The following is a 21,524-nucleotide window of genomic DNA, read 5'->3' as shown; positions in this document are numbered from 1 at the left end:
CTCTCCCGGAGTCTGTGCCGCGTCAATGGTGCGGAATAATTACGCCAGAACCGGTGCGGTGAGCGCCTTGAGGTCCGCTTCAGGACGGGCGCCGTAGTGCGAGATCACTTCGCAAGCGCAGATCGCGCCCAGCTTCAGGCACTGTTCCAGGCTCTTGCCGCGCACGTGGCCGTAGAGGAAGCCGGCGGCGAAGAGGTCGCCCGCGCCGGTGGTATCGACCACGCGGTCGATCGGCTCGGCACCGATCTCCACCCGCTGGCCTTCCGACAGCGCGACAGCGCCGGCCGAGCCACGGGTAACGACCAGCACCGGGATCTTCGGTGCGAGTTCGGCAACGCCCTTCTCGAAATCGTCATGGCCGACGAGGGCGGCCATCTCGTGCTCGTTGCAGAACAGCACGTCGATCATGCCGTTGTCGATCAGGTCGCGGAAGTCCGCGCCATGACGGTCGATCACGAAGCATTCCGAAGGGGTGAAGGCGATCTTGCGGCCGGCGGCGCGGGCCGCCTCGATCGCCTTGCGCATCGCGGCGCGCGGTTCCTCGGGATCCCAAAGGTAGCCTTCGAGGTAGAGCACGGCGGCATTGGCGATGGCGCTTTCGTCCAGCGCTTCGGCCGGCAGGTGCTGCGAGGCGCCGAGGAAGGTGTTCATCGTGCGCTGGCCGTCCGGCGTCACGAAGATCAGGCAGCGCGCGGTGGGCGTGCCGGCGCGGGCGGGCACGTCGAAATCGATGCCGCCGGCGCGGATGTCGTGGGTGAAGACTTCGCCCAGCTGGTCATCAGCCACCTGGCCGATGAACGCGCACTTGGCGCCCAGCGCGGCGAGGCCGGCCAGCGTGTTGGCGGCCGAACCGCCGGAAATCTCCCGCGCGGGGCCCATGGCTTCGTAGAGGCTCGTCGCCTGATCGGCGTCGATCAGCATCATGCCGCCGCGCGACAGGCCGAGTTCGTCGATCAGCGAATCCTGGCAGTTGGCGATAACGTCGATAATGGCATTGCCGATGGCGATGACATCGAGGGTAGGCGGCACGGTAGGCTGGGCCATGCGGTCGAAATCCTTGGTGGTCTGATGATGTTCGGGGAAGTCAGACCGCGACTAGCGCGCGGCCGGCCGCTTCGCAAGCGCTGCGGCGGTTGACACGGCGAAGCGAGCGGGCGATGCCGGGCCGGATCATGACCCAGACCCGTGCGATCGCAGCCCCTCTCCTTCCTGTTACCCCCCGCAGCCTGAGAGGCCCGATCGCGGCCTGCGCCCTTGCCTTGCTGCTGGCCGCTTGCGGCGGCGGCACCGTGGCCAGCACACCAACGCCCAGCCGCACGCCGCACAAGCCGGGCAAACTTTCCGACGTGCGCCAGCCCAGCCACGTATCGCGCGCCCCCACGCTTCAGGCGATTCCGGGCGTGGCCGGCGTGATCGGCGCCGACCGCGCGCAACTGGTGCGCAGCTTCGGCGAGCCCCGGCTGGACGTGTGGGAGGGGGACGCGCGCAAGCTGCAGTTCACCGGCACCGCCTGCCTGCTGGACATCTATCTCTATCCCACCACCGGATCGAAGGAGCCGGTGGCGACCTACGTCGATGCCCGTCGCGCTTCGGACGGACAGGACGTTGACCGCGCCGCCTGCATCGCGGCATTGCGCAAGCCCTGATCGGGCCTGAAGAGGCCCGGCGCGCCCGGCACTGAATAACTTTCGACGAAGGTCGATTCCGATCCGATTTGCGAACTGGCGCAAAAGGCAATTTTCGCGCTATCCCGGCAGACCATGTCGGATGTCGCCACTCAGCCGCGCGTGCCTGCGCGGGTCGTTCTGCTTTCGCTAGCCGCCCTGTGGGCCTGCTATTTCCTGGTTGCCACGCTGCGCGGCGCGGTGATGGGGTATGATTTCATCTGGCCGATCTTCTCGCGCCGGTTGACGATCTGCATCCTGTCCATGCTGGTCATGGCGGCGGTCTGGCCGCTGCTGCAGATGCTGGAGCGCAAGTCCGGCGGCGTGCGGCTGACGATCGTGCTGATCGGCGCACTGCCGCTGGCCCTGCTGCTCAGCGTGATCAACGAGACCGTGTTCTCCGACATCGAAATGACGCAGGCCTACGGGAACGAGGATGAGGCAGAAGCGGTCAAGTCCGGCAAATTGAAGATCACCCGCGATGAGGCGGGCAACATCATGGTCGACCTGCCGCCCGCCGTCACCCAACCACCGGCCCCGCCAGCGCCACCGTCCCCCGGAGCGTCGTCGGACGAAGCGATCACGCCGCCGCCTGCGCCCGCGCCCACCGTCACCAGTGACAACGGCGCCCATTCGATCACCATCCACACCAACAAGGCGCTGGGCGAGCAATATGCGCGCTGGACCTCGGTGGTGGACTACGCCTTCACCCGCTACTTCCTGGTGCTGGCCTGGGCGGCTCTCTACTTCGCGCTCGCCAAGGCCGAGGAAGCGCGCGCGGCCGAACGGCGCGAGGGCGAATATCGCCGCGCTGCCGCCGCCGCAGAGCTGCGTTCGCTGCGCTATCAGGTCAATCCGCACTTCCTGTTCAATACGCTCAACTCGCTTTCGGCGCTGGTGATGACGGGCAAGCAGGACGATGCAGAAACGATGATTCAAACGCTGTCGACTTTCTATCGGCGCACCCTCTCCGGCGATCCCACAAGTGACCTGAAGCTTGTCGATGAGATCGAACTTCAGAAACTCTATTTCGAGATCGAGGCCGTTCGTTTCCCAAATCGCCTGGTTACGACGATTGATATTGACGATGCCGTTTCGGATGCGATGGTGCCGGGCATGATCCTGCAGCCCCTTGTCGAGAACTCGGTGAAGTACGCCGTGGCCGCCACCCAACGGCCGGTGACGATCGCCATCCGCGCCCACGCAGTGGGCGACCGGCTGGAAATCTCCGTCAGCGACGACGGACCCGGCGGCAAGGTCAAGGGCGTGCAGGGCTTCGGCATCGGGCTGGGCAATGTTCGCGATCGGCTGCGCGCCCGCTATGGCGCGGCGGCGGAAATCAGTTTCGGCCGCCGCGAGGAGGGCGGTTTCGCCACGGTCCTGCGCCTACCCTTAAACTTTGGGTCCCACTCGGGCCCACCGGCCGCGGAGCCGCTGGAGTTTTCTCGTGCCTGAACCCGTGCAGACTTTGGAAAACGCGCCTTTGCGCGCGCTGATCGTTGACGACGAGCCGCTGGCGGTGGAGCGCATGCAGGTGATCTGCGCCCGGATCGATTCGATCTCGGTGATCGGCACGGCCAGCGATGGGGAGGCCGCACTGCGACTGATCGAGGCGCTGACTCCCGATCTGGTGCTGCTGGACCTGACCATGCCCGAAACCGACGGCCTGACGGTCGCGCGGCGGCTGGGCGGCCTTCCGGAAGCGCCAGCGGTGATCTTCGTCACCGCGCATGACGAATTCGCGGTAGAGGCGTTCGACCTCGACGCGGTAGACTATGTGCTGAAACCGGTGGCGCCGGAACGGCTGGAGCGGGCGATCTCCCGCGTCGGCGCGCGGCGCGGCGAACGCACCTTGCCGACGGGCAAGTGGCTGGAGGAATTCTGGGTGCCGCACCGTTCGGAACTGGTGCGCGTACCGGCCGCCGATGTCGAACGGATCGACGCGGAGCGGGACTATGTGCGCCTGCATGTCCGCGGGGCCAGCTATCTGCTGCTGCAGACCATCACCAGCCTGGAACAGCGCCTGGATCCGGAGAACTTCATCCGCATCCATCGCAGTTGCATCCTGCGCCGCGATCATGTGTCGGGCCTAAGGCATGAAGGGCTGGGCGTATGGTCGGTGGAAACCGCCGATGGCGAGGCGCTGCGGATCGGGCGGACCTATCTGCCGTCGGTAAAAAAAATGGCGGGCCGCTAGGGGACCCGCCAGTCTTTCATCCGATTATTTTTTAGGGACCTCTTGGGCGTTACCGCGAGCACGGGAGCGCTCAGTTCGCGGCAACGCGGGAGCGGGCATTGGCGCGTTCGACGGCGGCAGCGACATGGGCGCTGAACTGGGCGCGGGCCTTGTCGTAGCATCCGACCGCTTCGGAGCTGCGCAGGCGCGAACCGGTGGTCACGTCGTTGTAGCCACAGACTTCGCGGGCGGCGGCGTCGAGCCGGTTGTCGAGCTTCTTCTGGCCTTCGACGCTGGTCAGGTCGAGATCGGCATAAGTGACGGTGACGTCCTTGGCATTGGCCGGGGCGGCTACCGAGAAGCTCAGGCCGGTGAGAACGAGGGCGGCAGCAGCGGCTGCAATCGAAGTGGTCTTGATCATCGTACTTCCTCCTTGATGGGCCGGCGGCGGGGGGTCCTGCATCGGCCCGGTGAGTTTCTTGTGCACCGCACCCGGCAGCGATTCACGCGCACCTCGACCGCAGCGCCCCGCATGTCGACGAAAGGGCAGGCGGACGGACGAACGACATTCCGGTTCGACGAATGACTTGCCGTTTCAGGGCCGAAGACGAATCGCCCAAGACTTTGATTCGGCACGCACTGGCAAGAACGGGCCGGGGCATGTACAATCGATACCGGCTATGGGACTTGTCTTCGTCTTCTTCCTTGGCGTCGTTAACTTTGCAGCGCACAAGGCAGTGCTCGAATCCGGGCACCCGATGCTTGGAAGCATGGCCTGGCTGGTGCAGCCGCTGGGCGGACGGCTCAGCCTGATCGTGGAATTCGCCATGTTGCTGGGCGCGATGATCATGACCGCCGCCGGGTCTGCCGGATGGGCCTGGATCTATGCCTGCTATTCGGGACTCAACGCACTGGCGGCCTGGCTGATCTTTTCGGGCCGGGCATGACCCGGCCAGATAGGGAACCAGCCCCTATCTTGCCGGTTTTGGGGGCATGACTGGTAATCCCGCCTCTTCCCGCCGCAGCTGGCTGGTCTGCAACGCGGCCAGCGGCAGCAATGACGATGCCGCCGTCGCCGAAGTGCTTTCCGCGCTTACTGCCATCGGCTTCGTGCCTGACCGCACGATCCGCTTTCCCGACGAGTCCCCTCCCGATCCCGAGACACTTACGGCGTCCGAGGTCGGCTTGCTGGTCGTGTTCGGCGGGGACGGCACTGTCCATTCGGTGATCGAAAACGTCAGCGGCTGGGACGGGCCGGTGCTGGTATTGCCCGGCGGCACCATGAACATGCTGGCCAAGCGGCTGCATGGGGATGTTCCCGCGTCCGAAGTGATTGCCCGGCTTGCGCCCGATCGCCTGCCCACCACCCGGCCGGAAGTGATCGCCACCCGCCACGGCATCGCGCTGACCGGTGTTCTGGCCGGCCCCGGCACGATCTGGAACGAAGTGCGCGAGGCGATGCGCGCGGCAAACGTGCTGGATTTTGTTGCTTCCACCAAGGAAGCGATCGCCTGGTCCATGAACGGCCCGAAAGTCGTCTGTGCCGAGGTCGACTGCGGGCGCGAGGACGGCTATGCCGCCATCACCGTGACCCCGAATGCAACCGGACTTGAAGCGAACGGCTATTATGCTGAAACGCTGGGCGATTTTGCCGGACAGGGCATTGCCTTGATCAATCGCGATTTCCGCGATGGCCCGCATGATCCGCTGGGCAACCACGCGCGCCTGCGGCTGGTCTGCCCCGATGGCGAGCCGATGGGCCTGCTGATCGATGGCGAGCCGTTCGAAGGGGGCACAGAAGAGCACTTCCATCCCGCGATCCTTGAGGTCGATCTGGTGACGACATCGCATGAACCTTGAGACTTCCGCCCCGCTTCGCACGCTGAAGCTGTTCCACCTGAGCGATGTGCATTTCGGCCTCGAAGATCCCGAGGCGATCGCCTGGGCCAAGGACTGCATCGCCCGCGAAAAGCCCGATGCCGTCGCCATCACCGGCGATCTGACGATGCGCGCGCGCCATCCCGAATTCGCTGCCGCCTGCGCCTGGATCAAGGGGCTGAACGTCCCCGTCACGGTCGAAGTCGGCAATCACGACATTCCCTATTTCAACCTCTACCAGCGGTTCTTCGATCCCTATCGCCGGTTCAGGGCGATCGAGCGGCAGGTGGAAGCGCAGCTGGATCTGCCGGGCCTGGCCATCGTGCCGCTGCGGACGACCACGCGCGCGCAGTGGCAACGGTTTCCCTGGTCGAACGGCTGGGTGACCGGCCATGCGCTGCGCGAGACTCTCGCCGCGATCGATGCGCTTCCGGCCGGCACCCGCGTGCTGGTTGCCGCGCATCATCCGCTGATCGAGCGCCGCGCCCGCGACAACAAGCTGCTGACCATCAACGGCACGCGGACGATGGAGATCCTGGCGGGCCGCAAGGTCATGGCCGTGCTTTCCGGCCACATTCACGACGCTTTCGACCTGACGAGCGACACCCCCGCCGGGCCACTGCGGATGATCGGCGCCGGCACCCTGTCCAAGCGGATCCGCTCCACCCCGCCCAGCTTCAACGAGATCACCATCGCCGGTGACGCGATTCGCGTCGTCGCACGCAATCTGGAACATGTGCCGACGGCAGCGATGCAGATCGACGAAGTGCCCGAAAACGCCCTGCCACCGCGCGAACCGGGTGAGCCGGTGGCCCCGGTCGGCGCGGTTCCGCCGGTCGATCCGCCAGTGCATTGAAGCTCGCACTGAACGGCACTGAACGACACCTAAACATACGAGAAAGGGCCGCAGCATCCGGAGAGATGCCGCGGCCCTTTTCGTATCAACCGCTTCCGGGTGGGGGGATTTCGGAAGCGGTTCTCTCCTCCCTTGGAGACCTCTGATTACTGGTAAGCGTGGTCGATCTTGCCCAGCCCGTTGATCTCTTGAGTCAGGTGGGCGGGCTTGCGGACCAGCTTCACCGAGCCGATGCCGTTGATGCTGACCGAGACGTCGCCGGTGGCACCGATCGTCACGCTGCCCACGCCTTCGACGTTCACCTTGGCGTCCTGCGCTTCCAGTTCGCCGAGGTTGAGGTTGCTGGCGCCTTCGGTGTGGACGTCCAGCTTGCGGACCTTGCCCGATGCGTCGAGGTTGATCGCGCCGTCGGCCTTCAGCGTCAGGCTGTCCTGGTCGAGCCCGGTCAGCGTCACGTCGCCCGGCGCGTCGAAGTCGAAGCTTTCGATCTGCGGCGCGGTGATGCGCACCTTCAGGCCCCTGTGGATGTTGGCGTTGCCAGCAATGCTGAGGCGGCCATTCTCCCAGGTCAGGCGGTCGACCACCTTCTGCGGGCCGGTGACGACCATTTCCGACTTGTCGCCCTTGGTGAAGACCAGCTGGACCGGGATGTCCATGGCGAGGCGGGTGCCCGGCTGCAGCGCGAAGTTGCGGCTCTTGTCCGGGCCTTGGTCCTGATCCTCGTCATCGAAGGAGAAGTTCCAGCCGCCATGGTCTTCCATGTCCTTGCGGAACTTGTCCCCGCCGATCACCCAGGCGGCACCGATGGCGACGATCGAGAGGATCACGCCGCTGGCGAATACGATGAGCAGTTTCCTGAACATCACTTGGTTCCTTTCTCTCGTGCGCTTCAGTCTTCGGGATGGATGGCGGGTTCGATCACGCGGTAGTGCAGGCGGCCGAACCACATGAGGGCATTGATGATCCAGATGCTGATCAGCGTCAGCAGCGCGCCGAAGGCGACCGAGGCGCTCATCACGCCCAATCCGCCAAGGATCGCCACCAGTATCCCGCCCGGAAAGCCGCTGAACGGCCCCGCGATCAGGATGAAGCCGCCGACGAAGAACATCACCAGCGTGGCCACGAACAGGCCGAACATCACGCCCAGAACCGGCAGCACGATCGGCAGCAGGATCAGGATGTCGATAGTGGCCAGGCCCATGAAGGCCAGGATCGCACCCCATGCGGAAGACGGCGAACGGCCGCTTTCCCAGTTCTTGAAGCCGGCTTCGAAACGCAGTTCGCGCGCCAGCCTTGCCGGATTGCCAAGGGCATTGGCGACTTCTTCCTCACCGCGCCCTTCGGCGGCACCGGCTTCGAAGTGTTCCTCGTAATCGGCGACGATGTCGTCGATCACGTCCTGCGGCAGGCCCTTGAGGCCGGCCTTCAGGCGGCGGATGAATTCATTACGCTTCATCGCTCTGCTCCCCTTCCTCTACAGGTGCCGAAGCCGCCCCAGAAGCAGCCTGCACCGGCTCTGCCGCGCCTTCGATCAGGCCATCGACGGCGGCGGTGAAGCCGCGCCATTCGGCAACCTGTTCGGCCAGTCGCGAACGGCCGGTCTCGGTGATGCGGTAATACTTGCGCGGCGGACCGGAGGGCGATTCCTCAAGGTAGGTCACTACCAGGCCATCGCTCTGCATCCGGCGCATCAGCGGGTAGATCGTGCCTTCGCCCATATCGACCGCGTCGGCCATGCGGCTGGCGATCTCGTAAGCGTAGCTGTCTCCCCGCGAAAGCAGCGCCAGGACACAGAGCCCCAGCACCCCTTTCTTCAACTGGATTTCGATTTCGGACATCGAATCATCTCCTGCGGATGAGCACTGTATATAAGCAGCTACTGTGTAACGCAAGATACCTTGCATAAGAAAATACATGGCACGGCAAGATACCTTGTTATGACGAGGTATCCAGCATCGAACGATGGCTATGCGAGGCAGACAATTCGGCCAGTTCCCGTGATTTGCGCCGTTTCGAGGAAACCATGCGGCAGGCGGCGAATTGTCGAGGGTGGCAAAGGAGAAACACTTTGACACTTTCCCCCCTATCGCGCCGCCGCCCGTGGTTCACGGGCGTGCTGCTGCTTGCCGTCGGCGCCGTGTTCGCCGTCGGCGGCGTCTGGCTCGTTTCGTTTTCCGGGTCGTTCTATTACCTCGTTGCCGGGCTTGCGCTGATCGCGACCGGCGTGCTGGCCCTGCGACGAAGACCCGAGGCGCTGTGGGTCTACGCGGCGCTGCTGGTGGGAACGGTGATCTGGGCGCTTTACGAAGTCGGCCTGAATGGATGGGGGCTGGAACCCCGCCTTGTCGCGCCGACGGTGCTGGGGCTCTGGCTGCTGCTGCCCTGGGTCCGGCGCGGAATCGTGCCTGCCGGCGACCGTCGCGCGCTAGCCCGCCACGCCGCGATCGCCCCCGCACTGGCCTGTGCGCTTTCCATCGCGGTGCTGGTCGTCGGCTTCGCACAGCCGGTGGGCGTTTCCGGCGATGCCGGCAACCGTATCTTCGCCGGACAGATCGACAGTTCAGTCCCCGCCGAGGACTGGTGGTATTACGGCCGCACCGCCAAGGGTGACCGCTTCTCCCCGCTCACCCAGATCAACACGGGCAACGTGAAGAACCTGAAAGTGGCCTGGACCGCCGAGACCGGCGACCACATGCGCCCGGGCGAGGACGTGGGCGGCACCGACGCGGGGCATGAATTCAACTTCGAAGTCACCCCGATCAAGGTGGGTGACACGCTCTACGTCTGCACCGGCCATTCCTGGGTGGAGGCGCTGGACGCGCGCACCGGCAAGGTGAAGTGGAAGTTCGATCCCAAGGCCAATACCGATGCCGACGTCTACCTCGCCTGCCGCGGCGTCGCCTTCTACAAGGCGCCGGAGGGCAAGAGCAGCGTCTGCCCCACGCGCATCCTCGCCCCGGTGCTCGATGCCCGGATCGTCGCCCTCAATGCCGAAACCGGCAAGCCTTGCGAGGATTTCGGCGAGCATGGCTTCATCAGCCTGGCCCGGTACCTTGGCCATGTGCCGGCGGGCTTCCACTTCGTCACTTCCCCCCCGCTGGTGATTCATGACCGGATGATTCTGGGCGGCTGGGTCTACGACAACCAATCCCGCAACGAGCCTTCAGGCGCGGTGCGCGCCTTCGATCCCATCACCGGCCAGATCGTCTGGGCCTGGGACGTCGGCCATCCCGATCAGGTGGTCCATCCCGACGATAAGACCGAACTGACACGCGGCACGCCCAATGCCTGGGGCGTCTATACCGCCGATCCGGACCTCAACATGGTCTACCTGCCGCTGGGCAATGCCACGCCGGACTATTTCGGCGGCGGGCGCCGTCCGTTCGACGATGCCTATTCCAGCTCCGTCGTCGCGCTGGACATCACCACCGGTCAGCCGCGCTGGCATTTCCAGACCGTGCACCACGACGTGTGGGACATGGATCTGCCGGTCGGCCCCTCGATGGTGGACCTGCCGGTGAACGGCAAGCTGGTGCCCGCCCTCGTCCAGTCAACCAAGCGCGGCGAGTTCTTCGTGCTCGACCGGCGTACCGGCCAGCCGGTGGTGAAGACCATCGAGAAGGCCGTGCCGCAGGACGGCGTGCCGGGTGAGACTCTGGCGAAGACGCAGCCCTATCCGGTCGGCATGCCCTCGCTGACGCCCGCCGATCTGGTGGAGAATCACCTCTGGGGCGCGACGCCGATCGACCAGATGCTATGCCGCATCCAGTTCCGGCAGGCGCATTACGAAGGGCAGTTCACCCCGCCGCAGCTGAAGGAGACGATCGTCTATCCGGCCTTCGACGGCGTGATCGACTGGCATGGCGCCACTATCGATCCGCAGCGCAAGCTGCTGATCGCCAATTCGAACTACATCCCCTTCATGATCACGATGAAGCCGCGCGGGCCCTACGAAAAGTCGGGCGCGGTGCCGCCGTGGAACGGTGCGGGCAACGAGCCGAAGATCGGCCCGGGACTCGCCCCGCAATACGGCACGCCTTACGTCGGCATGGTCCATCCCTGGCTCAATCCGCTGGGCGTGCCCTGCAACCCGCCGCCATGGGGCACGCTGACCGCCATCGATCTGGTGACTCACAAGATCGTCTGGGAGCGCCCCATCGGTGACACCCGCGCCACCGGCCCTGGCGGCACGCATACCAACCTGCCGCTGCCCACCGGCATCTTCAACATCGGCGGCAACATGATGACCGCCGGCGGGCTGGACTTCATCGGTGCCACGGCGGACCAGATGTTCCGCGCGGTGGATGTGCAGACCGGCAAGGTGCTTTGGCAGGTCGGCCTGCCGGCCGGGGGCAATGCCACGCCGATGACTTATGCGGTGGACGGCAAACAGTACGTGCTGATCGCCGCCGGCGGCCATGGCGGGCTGGGCACCAAGACCGGCGACTATCTGGTCGCCTATGCCTTGCCGCAAGGCTGAGCGACTGCGGATGGGAAGGGGCGTCGCTTTCGGGCGGCGCCTCTTCCCGTTTCAGGGATTCAGGGCATCGAAGGTCGATACATCGGATCCGCGACCGGCCGAGCCGCCCAAGGACTCATTGCGGGAAGAATTTGTTGGCAGATTCGTCATAGAATCCCCTCGCGAATGGGACGGGACGATAACCTTCTGTGCGAAAACCAGATCTGACACGCCTTCTTGCCTGCACGGTTTTTCTGCTCACGCCCGGGCTGGCGTGTGCTCAAGTCTATTCTGGCAAGGTCGTCGCCGTGGACGGCGATACGCTGGACATGACCGGCGCACGCATCCGTCTCTTCGGGATCGATGCAGTAGAGAAGGCGCAGACCTGTGAACGGGGCGGGACAAGCTGGTCCTGTGGACTCGATGCCAGTCAGGCGCTCTCCCGGTTGGTCGCCGATCGGGAAGTGTCCTGCACTCAGCAGGACACCGACGACTATGGCCGGGTCGTGGCGATCTGCCGTGTGGATGACATTGATCTGGGTGCGACGATGGTCCGCATGGGCTATGCCACCGCACTACCGCACTTCACACAGGCTTACTTGGGAACCGAAGCCGATGCACGTGCCAGAAAGGCGGGCATCTGGGCCGGAACTTTCGATCCGCCCGCGGCCTACCGTGCCGCGCACCCCCGCGATTATGCCCCGGCACCGCGGCGCGCGGTCGCCAAGCCGCGAGCGACAGGCCAAGCCACCGCGACCAGCCTCTACTTCCGCAATTGCCGTGAGGCGTGGGCCGCCGGGCGGGCGCCGCTCTACGCCGGTCAGCCCGGCTACCGCCGCGAGATGGACGGCGATGGCGACGGCGTGGCCTGCGAGCCCTTCCGTCGCCGTTAAGGCCTTCGATCGCTATCGGGGCAGACAACAAAAAAGGGCCGCGGTTGCCCGCGACCCCTTTTCGTAAAGCCGAAGCTCTCGAAAAAGCGGATTAACGCTTCGAGAACTGGAAGCTGCGGCGTGCCTTGGCGCGGCCGTACTTCTTACGCTCGACCACGCGGCTGTCGCGGGTGAGGAAGCCGGCTGCCTTGACGGCGGCGCGCAGGGCGGGCTCGTACTTCGACAGGGCCTGGGCGATGCCGTGCTTCACAGCGCCGGCCTGACCCGAGAGACCGCCGCCCTTGACGGTGGCGATCACGTCGTACTGGCCGTCACGACCAGCAACCTGGAAGGTCTGGTTGATGACGAGGCGCAGGGTCGGACGTGCAAAGTACACTTCCTGGTCGCGACCGTTGATAATCACCTTGCCGGTGCCGGGCTTGACCCACACGCGGGCAACGGCGTCCTTACGACGGCCGGTGGCGTAGGCACGGCCCTGGGCGTCGATTTCCTGGGCGCGGAGCGGAGCGTTCGAGACGACCGGAGCGATCGTTTCAGCCGAATCGGCCACAGCGACTTCGCCGAGGTCCTTGAGGTCGGACAGGCTCTGAACGGTTTCGGTATCAGACATTACGCGCCAACCTTGTTCTTGCGGTTCATGGAAGCGACGTCGAGCGCTTCGGGCTGGGTGCCACCGTGCGGGTGCTCGGTGCCGGCGTAGAGGTGCAGGGCACGCATCTGGTCACGGCCGAGCGGGCCGCGCGGGATCATGCGCTCAACAGCCTTTTCAAGCACGCGCTCGGGGAAACGACCGGCGAGAACCTTGTCCGCGGTCACTTCCTTGATGCCGCCGGCGTAGCCGGTGTGCTTGTAGTAGGTCTGCTGCTTCAGCTTGTTGCCGGTGAACTTCACCTTTTCGGCGTTGATCACGACGACGTGGTCGCCGCAGTCAACGTGCGGGGTGAAGCTCGGCTTGTGCTTGCCGCGCAGGAGGTCTGCGATGACGACCGCGAGACGGCCAACCACCAGACCTTCGGCATCGATCAGATGCCACTTCTTTTCCACCTCGGCCGGCTTGATCGACCGGGTGACCTTCGTAAGCGCCTTCATGGCTGGTCTATCCCTAATGTTCAGGTCGCGGAGGCCGAATCGTTCGCTTTCACGAATCTCCGGCACCGCGGGAAGGCGGCCAAATCGTCGAAAAGGCCGCGCAAGTCAAGCAGACCGCGGTATTCCAGAGAGGTAAAATAATACCGCTCTGGATTTTGAGGCGTTGGAGCGGACCTAGTCAAACCATTCCGTCGCCCCCGCGAAGGCGGGGGCCCCGCTTGTTCTTCTTAGCGGCGGCGCAAAGGAAGCGGGATCCCCGCCTTCGCGGGGATGACGAGGAAAGGAAGGATCAGTCCGTTCCGATACTGGCCAGCCAAGCCAGCGTGCCCGGCGCGCCGGTTTCGCAGCGCCAGCCGAGGACCGCCGGTTCCTCGTAAGGATGCAGCTCGGTGAGCCGGGCGACAGCGGCGTCGAGCAAGTCGGCATTGGTCTTCACCATGAGGCCGAGTTCGTGCGCGCTGTCCTTCTCACCCTTCCAGACGAAGACCGAGGTCATGCCCGGCATGAGGTTGCCACAGGCAGCAAGGCCTTCGTCCAGCAGGGCGTGAATCGTCTTGAGGGCACTGTCCTGATCGGGAAACGGGCTCCAGATCAGTGCCCCGGTCGAAACAGCCCCCTCGCTCACATGCCCAGCCCGACCTGATCGCGCCGGCCTAGGCCGTGTGCGCCCCAGGCCGTCGCCGCTACCAGCAGCGCCCCGCAGAGCTGGTGCGCCACCGCCAGCCACAGCGCCACGCCGGACCAGACCGTGCAAATGCCCAGGATCACCTGAATCCCGAAGGCGCAGTGGATCGCCACCGAAATCTTGCGCAGGCGCATCGCCTTAAGCCGGCGCGCCATGACGATTAGCACCGCGACCACGGCCCAGGCCCACCAGCGGTGGACGAAGTGGGTGAGGTACGGATCGTTGACGAGGGCATGCAGCGCGCCGCCCGCCCATTCCACGCCATCGGGGAAGAAGGTGCCCTGCATCAGCGGCCAGGCGTCCAGACTGAACCAACCGGAACCCGCAACATAGCCTGCGCGCAAGCCGGCGACCATCGCGCCCATGAACAGCTGGAAGAACAGCATCGCCAGCACCAGCGCGCCAAAGCGGGTCATGCGGGCAGGGGCCTGCCCGCGCGCCAGTTCACGCAGATCGAGCGCGGTCCAGACCAGCCCGCCCAAGGTCGTCAGCGCCACCAGCAGGTGCGCGGCAAGGCGGAAGTGGCTCACGCGGTCGGCCGCTTCGGCGGTCAGGCCCGAAGAGACCATCCACCAGCCGACCACACCCTGCAGTCCGCCCAGCGCCAGCAGCGCCAGCAGGCGCGGCTTGTAGCCCAGCGGAATCGTGCGCTTGAACCAGAACCACGCCAGCGGCAGCGCGAAAGCCAGACCGATCAGGCGGGCGAGCAGGCGGTGGACCCATTCCCAGAAGTAGATGAACTTGTACTGCCCCAGCGTCATGCCGGCCGGGCCGTTCACGTCGATATATTGCGGGATCTGCTTGTAGTGGTCGAATTCCGCCTGCCACTGCGCCTGCGTCAGCGGCGGGATGGCGCCGGTGATCGGCTTCCATTCGGTGATCGACAGGCCGGATTCGGTCAGGCGGGTAATACCGCCCACCGCCACGATCATCACGACCAGCGCGGCAACGAAGAAGAGCCAGCGCACCATGGGAACGATATCGTCGGAAGTTCCGAGCAGCGGGCGACCGTCAGCATTTCTCATGGCCCATGTCCCTGCGATCTTGCGACGAATTGCGCAAGGCTAACCTTAATATGTGATCCGAAACTTGCGTTTCGGATCGTTCGGCACCGGCCCGCTCCCGTCCCGAAGAACACAAAAAGGTCCGGGGGACCTTTTTGCTGAGGGGGCCGACCACCCATCAGAATACACTCGTGGGTGGTCGGGTGGGGGAGTGGGCCGGTGCCGAACCGAAATTCGCTCTTCCGCGAATTTCGCATCAGCCACCTCTTGCATGATGTTACAACATCACATACATGAACGCCATGCGGAGCACCCTGACAGCGATTCGAAACCGGATGGACCGGGCCGGTATCCTACTCAGCGGCCTGTGCGCGGTGCATTGCGTTCTCGGCGTCGTGCTGGTCGGCTTCCTGGGCCTCGGCGGTGACATCGTGGGCGGCAAATTTCTGCTCTCGCCAGAGATTCACCGGGTCGGCCTGGTGCTTGCGGTCATCGTCGGGGTGATCTCGCTCGGTTTCGGCGTCGCCCGTCATGGGCGCGTCGCTCCGCTGGTGATCGGCGGCCTCGGCCTTGCGCTGATGGCGACCGCGGTTGCCGTGGGCCATGGCAGTGCCGAGTCCATATTGACGATCATTGGCGTCGCGCTGGTGGCCTTCGCGCACATCCGGAACATGCGCCACGCGCATTGAGAGTTGCCAATCGGCACTTTCCAAATCCGTTCCCGGCGCTATCTGCGCCTCATGGCTGCAGATATCTCCCTAACCGTCAACGGCGAGCCGCGCCGCATCGCGCCCGGCTCCAGCATTGCCGACCTAGTCGCCGACATCGGGCTGGACCCGAAGAAGGTCGCGGTCGAGCACAATGGCGAGATCGCCCCGCGCTCGACGCTGGGCGATGTCGTGCTAGCGGACGGCGACGTGCTGGAGATCGTCCACTTCGTCGGCGGCGGCTGACGCCCGGCCTTTTTCGAAACCTCTGACTCCACGCTCCCCCGAAAGGATGCGCACCTTGACCGATATCACCGCTGCTTCGAACGATACCTGGACCGTCGCCGGCCGCACCTTCACCTCGCGCCTGATCGTGGGCACCGGTAAGTACAAGGATTTCGAGCAGAACGCGGCGGCAGTGGCAGCCTCGGGCGCGGAAATCGTCACCGTGGCGGTGCGCCGCGTCAATGTGTCGGACCCCAAGGCGCCGATGCTGACCGACTATATCGACCCGAAGAAGATCACCTACCTGCCCAACACCGCCGGCTGCTTCACTGCCGACGACGCGATCCGCACCCTGCGCCTGGCGCGCGAGGCGGGCGGCTGGGATCTGGTGAAGCTGGAAGTGCTGGGCGAGGCACGCACGCTCTATCCCGACATGCGTGAGACGCTGAAGGCCACCGAGATTCTGGCGAAGGAAGGCTTCCTGCCGATGGTCTACTGCGTGGACGACCCGATCGCCGCCAAGCAGCTTGAGGAATGCGGCGCCGTGGCGGTGATGCCGCTGGGCGCGCCGATCGGTTCGGGGCTGGGCATCCAGAACAAGGTGACCGTGCGCCTGATCGTCGAAGGCGCCAAAGTGCCGGTGCTGGTCGATGCCGGAGTCGGCACCGCATCCGAAGCAGCCGTGGCGATGGAGCTGGGCTGCGACGGCGTGCTGATGAATACCGCCATCGCCGAAGCGAAAGATCCGATTCGCATGGCCCGTGCAATGAAGCTGGCAGTGATGGCCGGACGCGACGCATATCTTGCCGGACGCATGGGCCAAAGGCGCTATGCGGACCCTTCAAGCCCGCTTGCCGGCCTGATCTAATGGTTAACGATTTCCTTTCCAAATGCTTCCGCGTGCAACCGTAAGCAAGCGTTTGCACGCTTAAGCTGATTGTAATCCGCGAAGGCGGAAAATGGCTCTCGTGAGGAAGGGATCGGCCTTCCGGATCACGGGAGCCAGCATCATGACCTACACCGGCACGGCCACAGTCACGATCAGCGAGTTGCGGGAATTCGCCAGCTTCACCGGATGCGAACAGCGCTATATCCGGCGCAGTCTGGATGTCGGGCTGGATCGGCAGGATGCTTTCAAGCTCTGGGGCCGCAACGCCACCGAAATAGCCTCCATCCGCAAGCAATACGCCGCCTATGCCGAAATTCCGGCGCTGCGCGGCATGCACCCCGACGAAGCCGGCTTCGACGATCTCGACGCGTTCATGGGCAAGCTGCTGCGCATGGCTGCTTTCGACCTTTCGCAGGAACGGATTTCCTCGTTCCCGGCTTTCCGCTTCCTCTACGAGCGTCTGCTGGGCGCCTGGGTGCGTCCGTGGCTGCCCGGCGCCTTCTGCGGCGCGGCGGCGCTGCCGCAGATCCATCCGGACCGCCGCAAGCTGCTGCTCCATTCGATCAGCGAAGCCGCCGCCACCGCGCCCGGCTGGTCCAACCGCGAACCCATCTTCTTCCCCGAATGGATCGAGAAGGAAGCCGCCTGACAGTCCATACCTGAACCCCATACCTGACCCCCAAAACCTGACCGGAGCCCGCCGGGTCGCAACACAAAAACGGGAAACCACGCATTCCAGCGGGGGGAGCGCGCCGGGTGGCAACATCCGGCGCGTTTTCTTTGGGGCGGTTAAAAAGCATAAATCCGCCCCCGGGCAGCCCTTGCCGACGTTGCCGACGCCGGGCCACCATGGCAGCATTCTGCCCATGATTCAGCCTCTTGCGTTCGCCATTGCTGCCACCGCATCCGTGCCGGTTCCGGATATGCCGGACACCATGGCAGGCACCTGGGACATGAAGGCAGGCGACACCACCATCTTCCGCCTGCAAATCTCGCAAGACGCCAAAGCGCCGACGGCGACATGGGAACGGCCCGAGCACTTCGAAACCGATGGAGAAAACTTCTCCAGCATCCGGGGCCCCGCTGTACGCCGACCCGCCAAGAGCATTCGCGCGGATAAAGGGGACGTCGAACTTCGTTTCGACGATCCGGCACCGCATTCGCGGCCCGATGTTTTCCGGCTGCACCGCATCGATGCCACCCATCTGCGCGTCACCTACGAAGACTTCGAACCGTTCGATTTCGTCCGGGCTGCACCCGAAACCGCAACGCTCGGCCCTTGGGATCAGGGGCGTAGTTATGCGCGTTTCGTCTCCCGCTCCACCAATGCGGAAATGACCGCGATCTTCGAAGCCGACCAGAACGACCGCAAGGCCGAAAAGATCGACTGGTCGCAAGTTGGCGCAGCAGATGGCCAGCGGCGTGCCCGCACGCAGGAATTGCTTGATTCCGGCGCTCTCCAAAGCGGTGAAGATTTCTATCATGCCGCTTTCGTGTTCCAGCACGGCGACAGCGCCGATGACATCCTCAAGGCCCACGTTCTGGCGACGATCGCCGTGGCGAGAGGCAAACCGGCCGCCGTGTGGATCGCATCGGCCAGCCTCGACAGGTATCTCCAAAGAATTGGCCGACCACAGGTGCTCGGCACCCAGTTCAAACTCCCGCAAGGCGAGCCGGTGACTCAGGAGCCTTACGACAAGGCGCTCATTTCGGATTCCCTGCGCAAGGCGCTTCACGTTCCCGGCCTTGCCGAACAGGAACAACAACGGCTCCGGTTGCAGGCACGCCATGCGGACGCAAAACAGCCCTAGGCGACGTTCGGCCCTATCCAACTGGCCGACCCGGCAATTTTGCCTATAGTGTGCCGATGAGCGCCGCCCCATCCGCCGCCCCTCGATTCCCCACCTTCGGGCTTTCGCCCTGGTCGATCGCGGTGCCATTGCTGGCGCTGGCGGCGATCCTGATCGGCAAGCCTTCGGGCATCGTCCTGACCGCGACGGTCGCCGTGGCGCTGGGCGGGGCGGTGATGGCGGCGGTCTATCACGCCGAAGTGATCGCCCACCGCGTGGGGGAACCGTTCGGCACGCTGATTCTGGCCTTCGCGGTAACGGTGATCGAAACATCGCTGATCGTCTCGATCATGCTGAGCGAAGGGGCAGGCGCGCAGTCGCTGGCACGCGATACCGTGATTGCGGCGGTGATGATCACGATGAACGGCATCGTCGGCGTCTGCCTGCTGCTCGGCGGCGGACGGCATCACGAGCAGGGCTATACCCAGTCCGGCGTGAATCACGGCCTGGCGATCCTGGCCACGCTCTCGGTGCTGACGCTGGTGATGCCGAACTATACCACCAGCAGCGTCGGGCCGTTCTACAACGACAACCAGTTGATCTTCGTCGCGCTGGATGCGCTGATGCTCTACGGCACGTTCGTGGTCGCCCAGACCATCTGGCACCGCGACCACTTCCTCTACCCCGATAAAGACCAGGCCCCGCACGAAACGGTGCCCACCGCCAAGGCCGCCGCTGCCGCGACGATGCTGCCGGTGGCGCTGATCGCCGTGGTGCTGCTGGCCAAGGCCCTGTCGCCTTCCATCGAGGCGGGCGTGGCGGCGATGGGCGCGCCGCCTGCGCTGGTGGGCATCATCATCGCCGCGCTGGTGCTGGCGCCCGAAAGCCTTGCCGCGCTGTCTGCTGCGCGCGCCAACCGGGTGCAGACCAGCCTCAACCTCGCCATCGGATCGGCGCTGGCCACGATCGGGCTCACGATTCCGGCCGTCGCCATCGCTTCCATGGCGATGGGGCTCGACCTGGAACTCGGCCTCTCCGCCAAGTCGACCGTGCTGCTTGGCCTCACCCTGCTGGTGGCGACGATGACCCTGAGCACCGGACGCACCACGCTGGTGCAGGGCATGGTGCATCTGGTGATCTTCGCGACCTATCTGTTCACGACGTTGGTGCCCTGAGCCTTCGACAAGCTCAGGGTGAGCGGGGAGGGGTGGCTATCGGGCGATTGGCTATCCGATCCAACACACTCCGTCGCCCCCGCGAAGGCGGGGGCCCCGCTAACTTGCGTCAGGGCTCAGGAAAAGCGGGATTCCCGCCTTCGCGGGGACGACGAACGGCATGTCGAAGGATTAGGCGCCGCCGCGCCCATCAGTTCCGGTAGAGCGCGTCCAGCCGGTCGGCATAGCGTTCCTTCAGCTTGTGCCGGCGGATCTTCAGGCTGGGCGTCATTTCCTCGTTCTCGATCGAGAACGGCTCGTCCGCGAAAGCGTACTGGCGCACCTTCTCGATCACCGAAAGGTCGGTGTTGACGCGGTCGATCGCGCCGCGAATCTCGGCGCGGAAGGCGGGCAGGCGCTGCAGCGCCTTGAAATCGAACTTTTCGTCGTTCGCCTTCGCCCATTCCAGCGCCCAGTCGGCATCGGGCACGATCAGGCCGACGATGTAGGGCCGGCGGTCGCCATAGACCATGGCCTGCGCGATCTCCGGCTGGAGCGTCAGCATCGATTCCACCTTCTGCGGGGAGACATTGTCGCCCTTGTCGTTGACGATCATGTCCTTCTTGCGGTCGGTGATCTTGATGCGGCCGCGGCTGTCGATGTGGCCGATGTCGCCGGTGTGCAGCCAGCCGCCGATCAGCACCGCGCGGCTGGCCGCGTCGTTCTGCCAATAGCCGCCCATCACCAGTTCGCCGCGCACCAGAATCTCGCCATCATCGGCGATCTTCAGGTCCACCCCGCGCAGCGGCGGGCCGACGGTGGCATGGTCGATGCCCGCAGCCGGGCGATTGCAACTGATGATCGGGCCGGCCTCGGTCTGGCCATAGCCTTGCAGCAGGGTCAGCCCCATCGAATCGAAGAACACGCCGATCTCGGGATTGAGCGGCGCGCCGCCCGATACCAGCGCCTTGATCCGGCCGCCGAACTTGGCCCGCACCTTGGGCCGCAGCGTGTGTTCCAGCAGCAGATTCATCGCCTTGTCGCCAAAGCGCCAGCGGCCGTTCTGGCGGCGTTCGCCAAGGCCGGTCGCCATGTCCATCAGGCGTGAGGCGACCGCGCCCTGCTTTTCGATCTGCTTCATGATGCGCGTGCGCAGCACTTCGAACAGGCGCGGCACGACGACCATGATGGTCGGCCGCACTTCCTCGATATTGGCGGCCAGCTTGTCCAAGCCTTCGGAATAGTAGATCTGCCCGCCGCAGCCGATCGGCAGGAACTGCCCGCCGGTATGCTCATAGGCGTGGCTGAGCGGTAGGAACGAGAGGAAGATCTCGCTCTGGTCCAGCCCGAAATCGTCCATGACGATCTGCGCCGCGCCGGCCACGTTGGTCAGCAGCATGCCGTGGTGCTGGCGCACGCCGCGCGGGGCGCCGCCGGTGCCGCTGGTGTAGATGATGCAGGCCAGATCCTCGCGCCGGAAATTGACGAGGCGGGCCTCCACTTCGGCGCGCGCCGCCACCGGATCGCCTTCGAACAGGCCATTCCAGTCGTGCAGTTCGAAGGTGCCGCCCTGCAGCGGCGGCATCGGCTCCATGCCGATCACATGGCGGCACAGGTCGGTCTGGACGATCGCCGGCAGCAGCGTCTTGCCCAGCTTGGCGGAGGAGACGATGGCCGCATTCGCGCCGGAGTTTTCCAGAATGTGGATGTGATCGCGCGTAGTGTTGGTGGTGTAGGTCGGCACCGTCACGCAGCCCGCGGCCATAATCGCCAGATCGGCGATGCACCATTCAGGGCGGTTTTCGGAGACGATCAGCACCCGGTCGCCATCGTGCAGGCCCATGCGGCGCAGGGCGGAGGCCATCAGGCAGACGCGGCGCGCCACTTCGGCCCAGGTGATCGGCTGCCAGGCGCCATCGCGCTTGGCCCAGAGCATCGGCGTTTCGCCGATGGCATCGGCGCGCTTCAGGAACAGCGAAACGAAGTTCGTGCTGTTGTCGAAGTCAACAAGATCCATGTTGACCGGGGTCCTCTCAATGAAATGTCGGAATTTGT

General features: G+C 64.9%; 24 protein-coding genes. 14 read left to right on the top strand and 10 right to left on the bottom strand.

The features are described from left to right. Nucleotides 1–39: 39 nt before the first annotated feature. Nucleotides 40–1,044: an adenosine kinase gene (locus ACZ1JV_RS09035; protein WP_465151301.1), complete on the bottom strand. Its 1,005-nt coding sequence runs from the start codon at nucleotides 1,042–1,044 to the stop codon at nucleotides 40–42. Between the two features lie 128 nt (nucleotides 1,045–1,172). On the opposite strand from ACZ1JV_RS09035, the gene ACZ1JV_RS09030 reads away from it, so the two are divergent. The 3 genes from ACZ1JV_RS09030 to ACZ1JV_RS09020 all read left to right on the top strand — a co-directional run bounded on the left by ACZ1JV_RS09030 (nucleotide 1,173) and on the right by ACZ1JV_RS09020 (nucleotide 3,861). Then, nucleotides 1,173–1,646 carry a hypothetical protein gene (locus tag ACZ1JV_RS09030; protein ID WP_465151300.1) on the top strand — a complete coding sequence of 158 codons (474 nt, stop codon included), beginning with the start codon at nucleotides 1,173–1,175 and terminating at the stop codon, nucleotides 1,644–1,646. A 114-nt stretch (nucleotides 1,647–1,760) separates the two neighbouring features. Continuing rightward, the gene (locus ACZ1JV_RS09025; protein ID WP_465151299.1) at nucleotides 1,761–3,119 is read left to right on the top strand and encodes a sensor histidine kinase; all 1,359 of its coding nucleotides are present in this window, start codon (nucleotides 1,761–1,763) and stop codon (nucleotides 3,117–3,119) included. Further along, nucleotides 3,112–3,861 (top strand): LytR/AlgR family response regulator transcription factor, encoded by a 750-nt coding sequence (locus tag ACZ1JV_RS09020; RefSeq protein WP_465151298.1) that lies wholly within the window; start codon nucleotides 3,112–3,114, stop codon nucleotides 3,859–3,861. The genes ACZ1JV_RS09025 and ACZ1JV_RS09020 overlap by 8 nt, the downstream gene beginning before the upstream one ends. Before the next feature lie 70 nt (nucleotides 3,862–3,931). On the opposite strand, the gene ACZ1JV_RS09015 is transcribed toward ACZ1JV_RS09020, so the two are convergent. Beyond that, nucleotides 3,932–4,261, bottom strand: coding sequence for a UrcA family protein (locus tag ACZ1JV_RS09015; protein WP_465151297.1), 330 nt, complete (start codon nucleotides 4,259–4,261; stop codon nucleotides 3,932–3,934). Between the two features lie 259 nt (nucleotides 4,262–4,520). On the opposite strand from ACZ1JV_RS09015, the gene ACZ1JV_RS09010 reads away from it, so the two are divergent. The 3 genes from ACZ1JV_RS09010 to ACZ1JV_RS09000 are packed head-to-tail and all read left to right on the top strand — an operon-like array spanning nucleotide 4,521 to nucleotide 6,574. Then, on the top strand, nucleotides 4,521–4,787 hold the full coding sequence (locus ACZ1JV_RS09010) for a hypothetical protein (RefSeq protein WP_465136737.1): 267 nt from the start codon (nucleotides 4,521–4,523) through the stop codon (nucleotides 4,785–4,787). Nucleotides 4,788–4,833: 46 nt separating this feature from the next. Then, nucleotides 4,834–5,700, top strand: coding sequence for a diacylglycerol kinase family protein (locus ACZ1JV_RS09005; protein ID WP_465151296.1), 867 nt, complete (start codon nucleotides 4,834–4,836; stop codon nucleotides 5,698–5,700). After that, nucleotides 5,690–6,574 carry a metallophosphoesterase family protein gene (locus ACZ1JV_RS09000; RefSeq protein WP_465151295.1) on the top strand — a complete coding sequence of 295 codons (885 nt, stop codon included), beginning with the start codon at nucleotides 5,690–5,692 and terminating at the stop codon, nucleotides 6,572–6,574. The genes ACZ1JV_RS09005 and ACZ1JV_RS09000 overlap by 11 nt, the downstream gene beginning before the upstream one ends. 146 nt (nucleotides 6,575–6,720) lie before the next feature. Here ACZ1JV_RS09000 and ACZ1JV_RS08995 read toward each other — a convergent pair whose 3' ends face one another. The 3 genes from ACZ1JV_RS08995 to ACZ1JV_RS08985 are packed head-to-tail and all read right to left on the bottom strand — an operon-like array spanning nucleotide 6,721 to nucleotide 8,412. Then, a complete protein-coding gene (locus ACZ1JV_RS08995) occupies nucleotides 6,721–7,437 on the bottom strand; it encodes a GIN domain-containing protein (RefSeq protein WP_465151294.1) in 717 nt (238 codons plus the stop codon). A 26-nt stretch (nucleotides 7,438–7,463) separates the two neighbouring features. Then, nucleotides 7,464–8,030, bottom strand: a complete 567-nt coding sequence (locus ACZ1JV_RS08990; RefSeq protein ID WP_465136741.1) for a DUF1700 domain-containing protein — start codon at nucleotides 8,028–8,030, stop codon at nucleotides 7,464–7,466. Next, nucleotides 8,020–8,412, bottom strand: coding sequence for a PadR family transcriptional regulator (locus tag ACZ1JV_RS08985; RefSeq protein ID WP_465136742.1), 393 nt, complete (start codon nucleotides 8,410–8,412; stop codon nucleotides 8,020–8,022). The genes ACZ1JV_RS08990 and ACZ1JV_RS08985 overlap by 11 nt, the downstream gene beginning before the upstream one ends. Before the next feature lie 230 nt (nucleotides 8,413–8,642). Here ACZ1JV_RS08985 and ACZ1JV_RS08980 point away from each other — a divergent pair, with 230 nt between their 5' ends. Together ACZ1JV_RS08980 and ACZ1JV_RS08975 are read left to right on the top strand one after the other, a co-directional pair. Next, the gene (locus ACZ1JV_RS08980; RefSeq protein WP_465151293.1) at nucleotides 8,643–11,054 is read left to right on the top strand and encodes a membrane-bound PQQ-dependent dehydrogenase, glucose/quinate/shikimate family; all 2,412 of its coding nucleotides are present in this window, start codon (nucleotides 8,643–8,645) and stop codon (nucleotides 11,052–11,054) included. Nucleotides 11,055–11,242: 188 nt separating this feature from the next. After that, nucleotides 11,243–11,926: a thermonuclease family protein gene (locus ACZ1JV_RS08975; protein ID WP_465151292.1), complete on the top strand. Its 684-nt coding sequence runs from the start codon at nucleotides 11,243–11,245 to the stop codon at nucleotides 11,924–11,926. A 91-nt stretch (nucleotides 11,927–12,017) separates the two neighbouring features. On the opposite strand, the gene rpsI is transcribed toward ACZ1JV_RS08975, so the two are convergent. The 4 genes from rpsI to ACZ1JV_RS08955 all read right to left on the bottom strand — a co-directional run bounded on the left by rpsI (nucleotide 12,018) and on the right by ACZ1JV_RS08955 (nucleotide 14,725). Then, the gene (gene rpsI / locus ACZ1JV_RS08970) at nucleotides 12,018–12,536 is read right to left on the bottom strand and encodes a 30S ribosomal protein S9 (RefSeq protein ID WP_465136744.1); all 519 of its coding nucleotides are present in this window, start codon (nucleotides 12,534–12,536) and stop codon (nucleotides 12,018–12,020) included. Further along, the gene (rplM, locus tag ACZ1JV_RS08965) at nucleotides 12,536–13,015 is read right to left on the bottom strand and encodes a 50S ribosomal protein L13 (protein WP_142636519.1); all 480 of its coding nucleotides are present in this window, start codon (nucleotides 13,013–13,015) and stop codon (nucleotides 12,536–12,538) included. The genes rpsI and rplM overlap by 1 nt, the downstream gene beginning before the upstream one ends. 289 nt (nucleotides 13,016–13,304) lie before the next feature. Further along, complete coding sequence (cutA, locus tag ACZ1JV_RS08960) at nucleotides 13,305–13,640, bottom strand: divalent-cation tolerance protein CutA (protein WP_465151291.1); 336 nt, start codon at nucleotides 13,638–13,640, stop codon at nucleotides 13,305–13,307. After that, nucleotides 13,637–14,725, bottom strand: coding sequence for a COX15/CtaA family protein (locus ACZ1JV_RS08955; protein ID WP_465151290.1), 1,089 nt, complete (start codon nucleotides 14,723–14,725; stop codon nucleotides 13,637–13,639). Before ACZ1JV_RS08955 ends, cutA begins: the two co-directional genes overlap by 4 nt. Nucleotides 14,726–14,997: 272 nt before the next feature. Here ACZ1JV_RS08955 and ACZ1JV_RS08950 point away from each other — a divergent pair, with 272 nt between their 5' ends. The 6 genes from ACZ1JV_RS08950 (at nucleotide 14,998) to ACZ1JV_RS08925 (ending at nucleotide 19,490) form a co-directional block, all read left to right on the top strand. Continuing rightward, the gene (locus ACZ1JV_RS08950) at nucleotides 14,998–15,393 is read left to right on the top strand and encodes a MerC domain-containing protein (protein ID WP_465136747.1); all 396 of its coding nucleotides are present in this window, start codon (nucleotides 14,998–15,000) and stop codon (nucleotides 15,391–15,393) included. Between the two features lie 51 nt (nucleotides 15,394–15,444). Continuing rightward, nucleotides 15,445–15,657, top strand: coding sequence for a sulfur carrier protein ThiS (gene thiS, locus ACZ1JV_RS08945; RefSeq protein WP_465136748.1), 213 nt, complete (start codon nucleotides 15,445–15,447; stop codon nucleotides 15,655–15,657). Between the two features lie 64 nt (nucleotides 15,658–15,721). Next, nucleotides 15,722–16,504 (top strand): thiazole synthase, encoded by a 783-nt coding sequence (locus ACZ1JV_RS08940; RefSeq protein WP_465152530.1) that lies wholly within the window; start codon nucleotides 15,722–15,724, stop codon nucleotides 16,502–16,504. 142 nt (nucleotides 16,505–16,646) lie between these two features. Further along, nucleotides 16,647–17,174, top strand: coding sequence for a hypothetical protein (locus tag ACZ1JV_RS08935; protein ID WP_465136750.1), 528 nt, complete (start codon nucleotides 16,647–16,649; stop codon nucleotides 17,172–17,174). Between the two features lie 217 nt (nucleotides 17,175–17,391). Then, nucleotides 17,392–18,336 carry a hypothetical protein gene (locus ACZ1JV_RS08930; protein ID WP_465151289.1) on the top strand — a complete coding sequence of 315 codons (945 nt, stop codon included), beginning with the start codon at nucleotides 17,392–17,394 and terminating at the stop codon, nucleotides 18,334–18,336. Between the two features lie 56 nt (nucleotides 18,337–18,392). Next, nucleotides 18,393–19,490: a calcium:cation antiporter gene (locus ACZ1JV_RS08925; RefSeq protein ID WP_465136752.1), complete on the top strand. Its 1,098-nt coding sequence runs from the start codon at nucleotides 18,393–18,395 to the stop codon at nucleotides 19,488–19,490. A gap of 190 nt (nucleotides 19,491–19,680) precedes the next feature. On the opposite strand, the gene ACZ1JV_RS08920 is transcribed toward ACZ1JV_RS08925, so the two are convergent. Further along, nucleotides 19,681–21,486 (bottom strand): AMP-dependent synthetase/ligase, encoded by a 1,806-nt coding sequence (locus ACZ1JV_RS08920; RefSeq protein ID WP_465151288.1) that lies wholly within the window; start codon nucleotides 21,484–21,486, stop codon nucleotides 19,681–19,683. Nucleotides 21,487–21,524 lie beyond the last annotated feature (38 nt).

It is taken from the genome of Novosphingobium sp. BL-S-19 (genome assembly GCF_055521675.1).
This window is presented reverse-complemented; position numbering and strand designations above follow the sequence as displayed.

Coding starts and splice junctions, on each gene's coding strand:
- ACZ1JV_RS09035 (WP_465151301.1), bottom strand. CDS start 1,044: ATGGCCCAGCCTACCGTGCCGCCTACCCTCGATGTCATCGCCATCGGC.
- ACZ1JV_RS09030 (WP_465151300.1), top strand. CDS start 1,173: ATGACCCAGACCCGTGCGATCGCAGCCCCTCTCCTTCCTGTTACCCCC.
- ACZ1JV_RS09025 (WP_465151299.1), top strand. CDS start 1,761: ATGTCGGATGTCGCCACTCAGCCGCGCGTGCCTGCGCGGGTCGTTCTG.
- ACZ1JV_RS09015 (WP_465151297.1), bottom strand. CDS start 4,261: ATGATCAAGACCACTTCGATTGCAGCCGCTGCTGCCGCCCTCGTTCTC.
- ACZ1JV_RS09010 (WP_465136737.1), top strand. CDS start 4,521: ATGGGACTTGTCTTCGTCTTCTTCCTTGGCGTCGTTAACTTTGCAGCG.
- ACZ1JV_RS09005 (WP_465151296.1), top strand. CDS start 4,834: ATGACTGGTAATCCCGCCTCTTCCCGCCGCAGCTGGCTGGTCTGCAAC.
- ACZ1JV_RS09000 (WP_465151295.1), top strand. CDS start 5,690: ATGAACCTTGAGACTTCCGCCCCGCTTCGCACGCTGAAGCTGTTCCAC.
- ACZ1JV_RS08995 (WP_465151294.1), bottom strand. CDS start 7,437: ATGTTCAGGAAACTGCTCATCGTATTCGCCAGCGGCGTGATCCTCTCG.
- ACZ1JV_RS08990 (WP_465136741.1), bottom strand. CDS start 8,030: ATGAAGCGTAATGAATTCATCCGCCGCCTGAAGGCCGGCCTCAAGGGC.
- ACZ1JV_RS08985 (WP_465136742.1), bottom strand. CDS start 8,412: ATGTCCGAAATCGAAATCCAGTTGAAGAAAGGGGTGCTGGGGCTCTGT.
- rpsI (WP_465136744.1), bottom strand. CDS start 12,536: ATGTCTGATACCGAAACCGTTCAGAGCCTGTCCGACCTCAAGGACCTC.
- rplM (WP_142636519.1), bottom strand. CDS start 13,015: ATGAAGGCGCTTACGAAGGTCACCCGGTCGATCAAGCCGGCCGAGGTG.
- ACZ1JV_RS08955 (WP_465151290.1), bottom strand. CDS start 14,725: ATGAGAAATGCTGACGGTCGCCCGCTGCTCGGAACTTCCGACGATATC.
- ACZ1JV_RS08950 (WP_465136747.1), top strand. CDS start 14,998: ATGAACGCCATGCGGAGCACCCTGACAGCGATTCGAAACCGGATGGAC.
- thiS (WP_465136748.1), top strand. CDS start 15,445: ATGGCTGCAGATATCTCCCTAACCGTCAACGGCGAGCCGCGCCGCATC.
- ACZ1JV_RS08935 (WP_465136750.1), top strand. CDS start 16,647: ATGACCTACACCGGCACGGCCACAGTCACGATCAGCGAGTTGCGGGAA.
- ACZ1JV_RS08930 (WP_465151289.1), top strand. CDS start 17,392: ATGATTCAGCCTCTTGCGTTCGCCATTGCTGCCACCGCATCCGTGCCG.
- ACZ1JV_RS08925 (WP_465136752.1), top strand. CDS start 18,393: ATGAGCGCCGCCCCATCCGCCGCCCCTCGATTCCCCACCTTCGGGCTT.
- ACZ1JV_RS08920 (WP_465151288.1), bottom strand. CDS start 21,486: ATGGATCTTGTTGACTTCGACAACAGCACGAACTTCGTTTCGCTGTTC.